This window comes from Brevibacterium oceani, from assembly GCF_017948325.1.
Lineage (GTDB): Bacteria > Actinomycetota > Actinomycetes > Actinomycetales > Brevibacteriaceae > Brevibacterium > Brevibacterium oceani.
On record NZ_CP072846.1, the window covers coordinates 1,391,181 to 1,401,674 of the forward strand.

General features: G+C 64.9%; 8 protein-coding genes. 7 read left to right on the top strand and 1 reads right to left on the bottom strand.

What is annotated here, in order from left to right; translation table 11 throughout:
* Nucleotides 1-284 precede the first annotated feature (284 nt).
* From rplJ to J9314_RS06070, 5 genes are all read left to right on the top strand, one after another.
* A complete protein-coding gene (gene rplJ, locus J9314_RS06050) occupies nucleotides 285-818 on the top strand; it encodes a 50S ribosomal protein L10 (RefSeq protein WP_166970600.1) in 534 nt (177 codons plus the stop codon).
* A gap of 60 nt (nucleotides 819-878) precedes the next feature.
* The gene (gene rplL, locus J9314_RS06055) at nucleotides 879-1,265 is read left to right on the top strand and encodes a 50S ribosomal protein L7/L12 (RefSeq protein WP_181274815.1); all 387 of its coding nucleotides are present in this window, start codon (nucleotides 879-881) and stop codon (nucleotides 1,263-1,265) included.
* Nucleotides 1,266-1,471: 206 nt separating this feature from the next.
* Nucleotides 1,472-2,746: a hypothetical protein gene (locus tag J9314_RS06060; protein ID WP_210604960.1), complete on the top strand. Its 1,275-nt coding sequence runs from the start codon at nucleotides 1,472-1,474 to the stop codon at nucleotides 2,744-2,746.
* Nucleotides 2,743-3,540, top strand: coding sequence for a hypothetical protein (locus tag J9314_RS06065; protein WP_210604961.1), 798 nt, complete (start codon nucleotides 2,743-2,745; stop codon nucleotides 3,538-3,540). Before J9314_RS06060 ends, J9314_RS06065 begins: the two co-directional genes overlap by 4 nt.
* Complete coding sequence (locus J9314_RS06070) at nucleotides 3,537-4,727, top strand: hypothetical protein (RefSeq protein ID WP_210604962.1); 1,191 nt, start codon at nucleotides 3,537-3,539, stop codon at nucleotides 4,725-4,727. Before J9314_RS06065 ends, J9314_RS06070 begins: the two co-directional genes overlap by 4 nt.
* Nucleotides 4,728-4,768: 41 nt before the next feature.
* Here the strand turns inward: J9314_RS06070 and J9314_RS06075 are convergent, their stop codons facing one another.
* The gene (locus J9314_RS06075; RefSeq protein WP_210604963.1) at nucleotides 4,769-5,566 is read right to left on the bottom strand and encodes an MBL fold metallo-hydrolase; all 798 of its coding nucleotides are present in this window, start codon (nucleotides 5,564-5,566) and stop codon (nucleotides 4,769-4,771) included.
* Nucleotides 5,567-5,651: 85 nt separating this feature from the next.
* Between J9314_RS06075 and J9314_RS06080 the strand changes: the two genes are divergently transcribed.
* On the top strand, nucleotides 5,652-6,779 hold the full coding sequence (locus tag J9314_RS06080) for a GNAT family N-acetyltransferase (RefSeq protein ID WP_210604964.1): 1,128 nt from the start codon (nucleotides 5,652-5,654) through the stop codon (nucleotides 6,777-6,779).
* 212 nt (nucleotides 6,780-6,991) lie between these two features.
* Complete coding sequence (gene rpoB / locus J9314_RS06085) at nucleotides 6,992-10,471, top strand: DNA-directed RNA polymerase subunit beta (protein ID WP_181274821.1); 3,480 nt, start codon at nucleotides 6,992-6,994, stop codon at nucleotides 10,469-10,471.
* The last annotated feature ends 23 nt before the right edge of the window (nucleotides 10,472-10,494 follow it).

Here is a 10,494-nt window from a genome sequence, read left to right on the forward strand (position 1 = left end):
GTGCTGGGCCGCCGTCAGGTAGCAAATGGGCGGATTGGACTTGTTGCGGGGAGTTTCGATAGACTCAAACCACCCAAGACCGTCGGTCTCTGTGGATCCATCGGAATTCGCCATCGAATCTCGATGCCCGCAGACGAAGACTCCCAGTGAGTGACCCGCGCAGGTGAGCTCGAGATTCTTCTCGATGAGTGCCATGTTCTCATCGATCAAGCGTTTCACGCCTTCCTGCGTGGAGCGCTTTTTGCGTTGTCGGGGAAGACCGGACGACTTATGAAAGGAACACCATGGCGAGGCCAGACAAGGCAGCCGCAGTCGAGGAGATCAAACAGCAGTTTGAGAACTCCGACGCTGTGTTGCTGACCGAGTACCGCGGTCTCACCGTCGCGCAGATGAAAGAACTGCGCGTTTCTCTCGGTGAGAACGTCAGCTACGCCGTGGTAAAGAACACGCTGACCAAGATTGCAGCCAAGGAAGCCGGGATCACCGGTCTCGATGAGCACCTCAACGGGCCCACCGCGATCGCGTTCGTCAACGGCGAACCCCCCGAGGCTGCCAAGGCTCTGCGTAACTTTGCCAAGGCGAACGACAAGCTTGTGGTGAAGGGCGGCTACTTCGATGGAGCCGCACTCAGCCCCGAGCAGGTCAACCAGCTCGCCGACCTCGAATCCCGCGAAGTGCTGCTTGCAAAGGCAGCCGGTGCCATGAAGGCAAGCCTCCATCAGGCGGCTTACCTCTTCACCGCTCCGCTGGTCAAGGCCGCGCGCACTGTCGATGCCCTCCGCGAGAAGCAGGACGACGCTCCTGCTTCCGACGCCTGAGCATCACCCCCAACCAAACCCGGTCACCTGAGGTGACCAAAACAGGAAGGACTAGCCACCATGGCTAAGCTCACCACCGACGAGCTCATCGAAGCTTTCAAGGAGCTCACCCTCATCGAACTCTCCGAGTTCGTCAAGAAGTTCGAAGAGGAATTCGACGTTGAGGCTGCCGCCCCGGCCGCCGTTGCCGCCGCTCCCGCAGCCGGTGGCGGAGACGCCGCTCCCGCCGAAGAGCAGACCGAATTCGACGTCATCCTCGAATCGGCCGGCGAGAAGAAGGTTCCCGTCATCAAGGAAGTTCGCGGACTCACCTCCCTCGGACTCAAGGAAGCCAAGGACCTCGTCGACGGAGCCCCCAAGGCCGTCCTCGAAGGCGCTTCGAAGGAAGACGCCGAGAAGGCCAAGGAAACCCTCGAGGCTGCCGGCGCCACCGTCACCCTCAAGTGATTTCGCAGGCGGCATCATCGATCGCCGCCTGACGACGAAGAACCCCACAGTCCTGCACTGTGGGGTTCTTCGCATCTCATGAGTGTCGAACCGCCATGGAGGTCGCACCGTCGTCAGCGGCGAACCGTCACGAACATCGAGCCGGTGTTGCAGATCCGGTACGCACACAGTCGGAGAAGCCGCCGTCGGCACCATATCCTTGAACTGTGACAGAGAAGACCACCGCCGCCTCGGCGCTGCAGGAGCTGCGATCGAGAATCCTCGACGCCTGGGCCGGGGATCGAATCTATATCGATGAGATCATCGCCCCCGGCCTCACCGACCGCCAGGTGAGCGCGATCGAACGAGCTTCAGCGGAGACCGCGCAGACCGGTCTGCCCCATTTCATCGCCGTCGTCTCGGAGGTTCCGATCGGCTCCGATGACGACTGGATGCGATTCTCCTCGGACCTCGCCTACACGATGCATGAGGAACGCGGCGCCGAACAGACGCTCGTCCTCTTCTCCCAAGCCGGCGGCGGCGCGAAGACGCAGGCCTACCTCGTCGATGACAATGGGCCGGCGATCCCACCGGAATCCCGACAGCTCACCCGATCGGCCAGCGACGATTTCCTGCCCGTCGAGCTGGCCGTGCCGCACCAGCTGAAGACCCTCGTCGCCGCTGCAGAGGGCACCGACGCCCCAGCCGCTCCCGACTTCGACACCCGCGATGCCGGCGACCGTCGCGAAGACTACATCTCCGCCACCGGGCTCAACCTCGGCAACCCCGACGCTCTCGTCTTCGGCGCTGTCGCTGTGACCGCCCTCGGCCTGAGCGCCTGGCTGATGCGCCGACGCGAACGGTATTCCTGGAAGACCGCGCTGACGACCCAGCCGGAACTCGTCCGCTCCCGGGCCCTGACCGATCGTGCCGACGCGGTACTCGAACCCCTTCCCGAACCTGCCGAGGCGGTCACCGAAATCTGGGACGTCTACGACCGCGGTCGACGAGTCCAGGATGCGCTCACCCTCCTCATCGACAACCACCCGGACTGGGCGGACAGTCCCGACTTCGCCCACCGTCACGCTGTCAACACCCTGATCAGCACCGATCGTTGGGTCCGCGCACAACTGCGTTCGCGGCAGCGGACGCGCACCGAACCGCCCCGCTTCTGCTTCCTGTTCCCTCACCACACGAAAGGCATCGAAGAATTCGTCCTTCGCCAGCAGGGGACGAACCTCACGGTGGACCTGTGTGCCGACTGTCGCACCGAGGTCGAGGCCGGGCACGAACCTGCTCGACTCATGGTGCCTAAGCGCCCGGGATCGAAACGGCCCGTGCCCTACTATCTCCGCGACGACGCTTATGCCCATTCCGGTTTCGGCAGCTTCCAACCACTCGAAGACGCGCTCCTCGAGTCGGGATGTCCGGACACTTCGACCACGGACGTCCCACCCACTGCGCACACCCTCAGAACGAATATGAGCAGGGGACGACGATGAAGGTGCTGAGCACGAGATGGTGGGAATGGGGGATCGCGCTGGTCATCCTCGCGCTCGTGAGCATTGCGGCGACGATGTTCAGCGTCTCGAAGTTCGACGAGGCACGGGGTGCGCGCATCGCCGCTGAGGAGAGCGACGAAATCTCCGTCGACTCGATCTACACCGACCGCATCGAAGGTCGATACGACGCCGACTACGACCGTTCCCGGTACGAAGCGATCGTCGACTCCTTCGCCGCCGACCCGATCCACATCGACGGCTATCAGGCCTTCGACGTCGACGATGCCGACCTCGACGCCATCCGCTCCGAGCTCGACGCCCTCGACATCCCGATCTATGTGGCATTCCTCTCGACCTCCGACCTCGATGACGCCGACGGAGACGGTGACATCCTCGCGGCACGGATCGCAGCGGAGCTGCCCGACGACCGGGCGACAGTGCTCGTCATCGGCAACACCGTCGAAGGAATCGGTGACAAGGGTGCCGTCCGGAAGCTCGATGAGAGGCCGGCGACCGATATCGACGACAATTCCTCGACCGAGGCGCTTGCCTATGTGCGTGCACTCGCCGCCGCCGAGGTGGTGCCCCCAGAGGACGCATACTCGCGGTCCCTCGACCGTGAGGGGAATCCGATCGTCGCGGCCGAGGAACGGACGAATGATCCGCGGGACCTCCGCTACGGGTACGGCTCCACCGCGGCAGGCATCGTCTTCGGCATCATCGTCGGCGGGGGAGTCGGCGCAGCGGGAATGCTGATCTGGAGAAGAGTGAAAAGGGGCGCGAGGAAGTCGTGAGCATCGATGCACAGCAGATCGCCGAGGCGCTGCAGACCGATCCCTTCTACGTCGAGGATTCCGCGGCCGGAGATCTCAACCCGACACTGATCGACAAAGCCGAGGCGACCGCGCAGAAGGCCGATTTCGACGTCTACGTCATCGCCGTCGACACGGACCACCTCGATACCGACCTGCTCGAACAGATCAAGGTCCACCACGGCGGTCAGGGGTCGTACGTCATGATCAACGGAGGCTCCGACATCGCCGTCGACATCCATTTCGAGGACCAGCACGAACTGCAGATGCAGGTCATGGAGCAGCTGACGATCGCCCGCAGCGACTGGAACGTGAGTTCGCCGTCGACGACGAAGCTGAATACGCTGCTCGACCTCTACGCCGATCCCCAGTCCGCCCCGAACGGTGACACGTCGACCGCGCAGGAGGGGCAGTCGAGCGAAGTGACGACCGTCGACGGTTCGGGTTCGTTCGCCAGCCTGTTCCTCGGTGTCGCGGTGCTCGTCCTCGCGGTCGTCATCGCCGGGGTCTGGTTCTTCCGCAGCAGGCGTCGGCGCGTGCTTGCCCGCCGGACCCAGCAGCAGTTCCAGCTTCCCGGGCGGCTGCTCGACCGCGTCGATACCCTGCAGCGCCGATCCCTGCGCGAGACCATCGATTCCGAGACCCTGCAGCTCGCCGCCGAGATCGAGGACCTGCAGACCCGCAGCCTTGCCGCCGCTGACTCCGCACGCGTCGAACGCGGGCTCGACGCCTACCGGATCGCCCGCCGAATCGTCGACGATGAGGCGGCAGAGCGCATCGATCTCGCCGGAGCGATGGTCCTGTTGCGGCAGGCAGGACGGGAGATCGCCGAGGCGAAGCTCGGGTCCCGACGAGGGCTCGGGTCCCGCGGTGCCCGAACCGGCAATGGGGGCGTGGTGCCGCAGAGCCTGTGCACGATCAATCCGCTCCACGGTGAGGCCACAGCCGCCGAGCGGGTCATCGCCGACGCCGAGGCCGGCCGCACCGTGCGCGTGCCCGTGTGCCAGGCCTGCCTCGACGATCTGCGGGGCCGCAGAGAACTGCAGTGGATCTATGACGGGGACCGGCCCTATGTCGAGGTTGCGAGCGTATGGTCCGACACGCTCTTCGGGGCGATCGGCGGCGACCTCGTCAGCGAGCTGCACCGGCATCGCTCAGACCTGGACTGACCCCGGCACCCGACGGCCGACGCCCGTGCCCGGGAAGGGTCTCAGGCGAGTCTTATCTCCCGGGGAACCGCGCGGTCCGGATCACCGGGCATGGCCCGGGCGGGCAGGGCCACCTCGGTGTCGCCCTGATCGGCTCTCAGCCCCTCGATATCGTCGAGCTGCCGGGCCACGAAGTCCCGATCGACCGGAACTCCGTGACCGGGGACGAAGACTCTCGCCTCGGTGAAGGACAGCAGGATCCGCAGGCTGGCGGCCCACTCGCTCAGTGAGGAATCGGCTCCCGCCTGAGGCGGATCGGCTTCCTCGACGAGGTCGCCGGCGAAGACGATCCCGAGCTCCGGCAGACGGACGACGAGATCGGCGGTGGAATGCCCGCCGAGGACGTGGAATTCGACCGGGCAGCCGCCGAGATCGAGATGGCCCATCGCTCCGTCGTCGCCGTCGACGGGGGAGACGTCGACGACGAGTTCGGCCGGATCGCTCGGCAGCTCGCTGCGATAGTCCGCCGGCGCCTCACCGCCGCGCACCGCGTCGAGAGCGATCCACGAGGTGGCCTCCTGATCGGCGGAGAACGCTGAGGATGCGTGGACGGTGCTCACCCCCGCGGCGACTGCGGGGGCGGCGCCGAAGAAATGATCCCAATGATCGTGGGTGATCACGAGGTCGAGTTCCTGCCCGCCGCCGTCGATCTCCTCGCCGAGGCGGCCCGCCCTGTCCACCAGGCGTGCCGCGGCCGTGGGGCCGGGCCCGGCATCGACGAGGAGGATCCGATCACGGCCGGCGATGATCCCGCAGTTGACCTCGGCGGGGGAGAAGGTGAGGACATTCACTCGTGTCATGGTCGCAGTCTAGAATGTCTGTCATCGGCTGTCAGCGCGAGGGGGCGCAGATGCCTCGGAGACGCGGAAGTTGCGGAGTGCACGCATGGAGATCACACGGATACGGGCCGGTGATCTCGCCGACCCTGAAGTCGACGAGCTGCTGACCGAGATCGTCGAATTCGACCGGGCGATCAATCGCGCCCTCGGGTTCGGCTCCGACTTCGATCCGCTGCCCGGGTCGGTGCGCGGCAAACTCGTGCGCAGTGACGCCTTCACCTCCCACGAGATCTGGCTGGGGCGCATCGAAGGCCGCCTCGTCGCCAAGTCCGGTGCCTATCTCAGCCTGAGCGACAACACCGACGTCGCCGATGTCTACACCGGTGTCCTGCCCGAGGCGCGGCGTCACGGTCTGGGCACCCAGCTGCTCACGGTCATGGAGACGCAACTGAGAGAGGACGGCAGGACGAGGATGAACGCGTGGTGCGAGATGCCCGCACTGGACTTCTCCGCCGACCCTCGCCGGCCTCGGATCGCCGCTGCCGCCGGCACCGGGAGCCTACCCGCCGACCACGGCGAGGTCGCCTTCGCACTGCACAGCGGGTACCGCCTCCAGCAGATCGAGCGATGCTCGGCCGCCCGCATCCAGGGCGCTGCGATCGAAGGCGAAGCAGGTGTGCCCGTGCCTGAGATGAGCTCGGCGACCGGCGACGAGACGACCTCCGAGGCACCCGACGATACAGCGGCCGGTGACGACTACACCATCCGCACGTGGGCGGGACCGACTCCGGTCGAGCACGTCGAGGCGATCGCGCTGCTGCGGCAGAAGATGTCGACCGATGTTCCCGGCGCCGCCGAACTCTATGACGAGTCGAAGTGGGACGGAGACCGTGTGCGCGCGCTCGAAGCCGATCGCGAGTTCGCGGGTGGGCGGACTCAGACGGCGTTGGCACTGCTCGACGGTGAGGGGGTGGGCTTCACCGAGGTGGTCAGCTATGCGGGGCGGCCGAATGTGGCCTATCAGGGCGCCACCCTCGTCAGGAGCGAACATCGCGGGCACGGACTCGGGGCGAGGCTGAAGATCGCCAACCACGCCGCGCTCCGTCGGGATTCGCCGATCGAGCGCGTCTACACCTGGAATGCGGCAGAGAATTCGTGGATGCTCGCGATCAACGATCGAGCGGGATTCGCGGCCGTGGGCTGGGTCGGTCTGTGGAAGAAGATCCTCGACTGACACGATCTTGCGAGACTTGACCAGATGCTATAAGCTTGATATTTGCATCGTTCTGCCTGTGGTGTGCCTTCATATAGCGGGGGGCACGTCATTTCCACTCAAGTGAACCACGTCGATGCCGGGAGTCGAAATCCGACACACCTTCGGCTCGGCGAAGCGAAGACGAGTGGGCAGACGAAGTATCAGATGGTGAAGCACTCGGAAGGAACCAATTGGCCGCCGCCAACGACAACACCAGGACCGCTAATCCCCCCAAGAGAATTTCCTTCGCGAAGATTCGCGAACCTCTCGAGGTTCCCGATCTGCTCGGTCTGCAGACGGACAGCTTCGACTGGCTGATCGGATCGGAGGCGTGGCAGGACCGCGTCGCCGAGGCCATTGAGATCGGAGACGACTCCGTCGCGACGACCTCGGGACTCGAGGACATCTTCGAAGAGATCTCGCCGATCGAAGACTTCGGCGGATCCATGTCGCTGTCGTTCCGCGAGCATCGGTTCGAAGCTCCCAAGTACTCGATCGACGAGTGCAAAGAGCGCGACATGACCTACTCGGCACCGCTCTACGTCACCGCCGAGTTCATGAACAACAACACGGGCGAGATCAAGAGCCAGACTGTGTTCATGGGTGACTTCCCGCTCATGACCGACAAGGGCACGTTCATCGTCAACGGCACCGAGCGCGTCGTCGTCTCGCAGCTCGTCCGTTCGCCCGGCGCCTACTTCGAATCCAGCGTCGACAAGACCACGGACAAGGACATCTTCTCCGCGAAGATCATCCCCTCCCGTGGTGCCTGGCTCGAGTTCGAGGTCGACAAGCGCGATCAGGTCGGCGTCCGCCTCGACCGCAAGCGCAAGCAGTCCGTGACCGTTCTGCTCAAGGCCCTCGGCTGGACCGAAGCGAAGATCCTCGAGGAATTCGGCGAGTTCGAATCCATCCGCGAGACGATGGCCAAGGACACCGTCAACACGCAGGACGAAGCGCTGCTCGACATCTACAAGAAGCTGCGCCCGGCAGAGCCGGCGACCGCCGAGGCCGCCCGCAACCTGCTCAACAATCTGTACTTCAACCCGAAGCGCTACGACCTGGCGAAGGTCGGCCGCTACAAGGTCAACCGCAAGCTCGGCGTCGAAGCACCGCTGTCCGATTCGGTGCTCTCCACCGAGGACATCGTGGCCACCATCCGCTACCTCGTCTCCCTGCACGCCGGTGTGGAGACCGCCAAGGGCACGCGCGACGGCGAAGAGGTCGACCTGTCCGTCAAGCTCGACGACATCGACCACTTCGGCAACCGCCGCATCCGCGCCGTCGGTGAGCTCATCGAGAACCAGATCCGCACGGGTCTGTCCCGCATGGAGCGCGTCGTGCGTGAGCGCATGACCACCCAGGACGTCGAGGCGATCACCCCGCAGACCCTGATCAACATCCGCCCCGTGGTGGCTGCGATCAAGGAGTTCTTCGGCACTTCGCAGCTCTCGCAGTTCATGGATCAGAACAACCCGCTGGCGGGTCTGACCCACAAGCGTCGCCTCTCGGCTCTGGGGCCGGGCGGTCTCTCCCGCGACCGCGCCGCCATGGAAGTCCGTGACGTGCACCCCTCGCACTACGGCCGCATGTGCCCGATCGAGACCCCTGAGGGTCCGAACATCGGCCTCATCGGTTCGTTGGCCTCCTATGCGCGCATCAACCCGTTCGGCTTCATCGAGACCCCGTACCGCAAGGTCATCGACGGAGTGGTGACCGACCAGACGCAGTATCTGACCGCCGATGACGAGCTCGAGTTCAACATCGCGCAGGCCAACGCGCCGCTGACCGACGAGCAGCGCTTCGCCGAGGTCGAGGTCCTGGCCCGTCCGAAGGGCGGCGGCGGTGAGGCCGAGCTGGTCCAGTACGACCAGATCGACTTCATGGACGTCTCCGCACGTCAGATGGTGTCTGTGGCTTCGGCTCTGATTCCGTTCCTCGAGCACGACGACGCCAACCGCGCCCTCATGGGTGCGAACATGCAGCGTCAGGCCGTGCCGCTGGTGATGGCCGAGTCTCCCGTCGTGGGCACCGGCATGGAATACCGTGCCGCCGTCGACGCCGGTGACGTCATCGTCGCTGAGAAGTCCGGTGTCGTCACCGAGGTCTCTGCCGACTACGTCACCGTCCTCGCCGACGACGGAACGCAGCTGACCTACAAGGCTTCGAAGTTCAAGCGTTCGAACCACGGCACCTCGTACAACCAGCGCATCCTCGTCGACGAGGGAGACCGCGTCGAGACCGGCGCCGTCCTCGCCGATGGACCGTCGACCGAGAACGGTGAGATGGCTCTGGGCAAGAACCTCCTCGTGGCGTTCATGTCCTGGGAAGGCTACAACTACGAGGATGCGATCATCCTCTCCCAGCGCCTCGTTCAGGACGATGTGCTCTCCTCGATCCACATCGAGGAGCATGAAGTCGATGCTCGCGACACGAAGCTCGGCGCCGAGGAGATCACGCGGGACATCCCGAACATCTCGCCCGACGCACTGGCCGACCTCGACGACCGCGGCATCATCCGCATCGGCGCCGAGGTCACCGACGGCGACATCCTCGTCGGCAAGGTCACCCCGAAGGGTGAGACCGAGCTGACCCCGGAGGAGCGTCTGCTCCGTGCGATCTTCGGTGAGAAGTCCCGTGAGGTCCGCGACACCTCGCTGCGCGTTCCCCACGGCGAGATCGGCACCGTCATCGGTGTCCGCGTCTTCGACCGTGAGGACGACGACGAGCTCTCGCCCGGCGTCAACCAGATGGTCCGCGTCTACGTGGCTCAGCGCCGCAAGATCACCATCGGCGACAAGATGGCCGGCCGTCACGGCAACAAGGGCGTCATCTCGACGATCCTGCCGGTCGAGGACATGCCGTTCCTCGCCGACGGAACCCCCGTCGACGTCATCCTCAACCCGCACGGCGTGCCACGTCGTATGAACATCGGCCAGGTCTTCGAAATCCACCTCGGGTGGATCTCGAAGCAGGGCTGGAAGATCGAGGGCAACCCCGAGTGGGCCGCCGAGCTGCCGCAGGCCGCTCGCGAAGCCGAGGCCGGCACCAACCTGGCCACCCCGGTCTTCGACGGTGCGCACGAGCAGGAGCTGCGCGGACTGCTGGATTCGACGACCCCGAACCGCGATGGGGACCGCCTCATCGACAATTCGGGCAAGGCGCAGCTGTTCGACGGCCGCTCCGGTGAGCCGTTCCCGTACCCGATCTCCGTCGGCTACATGTACATGCTCAAGCTCCACCACCTCGTCGACGACAAGATCCACGCACGTTCGACCGGGCCGTACTCGATGATCACCCAGCAGCCGCTGGGTGGTAAGGCGCAGTTCGGTGGTCAGCGCTTCGGTGAGATGGAAGTCTGGGCCCTCGAGGCCTACGGCGCCGCCTACACTCTGCAGGAGCTTCTGACGATCAAGTCCGATGACATCCCAGGCCGTGTGAAGGTCTACGAAGCCATCGTCAAGGGCGAGAACCTGCCCGATCCGGGAATCCCCGAATCGTTCAAGGTCCTCATCAAGGAGATGCAGTCCCTGTGCCTCAACGTCGAAGTTCTCTCTTCCGACGGCGGCCAGGTCGAGATGGGCGAGTCGGAGGACGAGGTCTACCGTGCCGCCGAAGAGCTCGGCATCGACCTCTCCCGCCGCGAAGCACAGACCGTAGAAGAAGTCTGAGGACTTCCACTTCAACCGACACA

Excerpts from the sequence above, each read along its gene's own strand:
- J9314_RS06080 (WP_210604964.1), top strand. The coding sequence starts at position 5,652 with ATGGAGATCACACGGATACGGGCCGGTGATCTCGCCGACCCTGAAGTC.
- J9314_RS06065 (WP_210604961.1), top strand. The coding sequence starts at position 2,743 with ATGAAGGTGCTGAGCACGAGATGGTGGGAATGGGGGATCGCGCTGGTC.
- rplL (WP_181274815.1), top strand. The coding sequence starts at position 879 with ATGGCTAAGCTCACCACCGACGAGCTCATCGAAGCTTTCAAGGAGCTC.
- J9314_RS06075 (WP_210604963.1), bottom strand. The coding sequence starts at position 5,566 with ATGACACGAGTGAATGTCCTCACCTTCTCCCCCGCCGAGGTCAACTGC.
- rplJ (WP_166970600.1), top strand. The coding sequence starts at position 285 with ATGGCGAGGCCAGACAAGGCAGCCGCAGTCGAGGAGATCAAACAGCAG.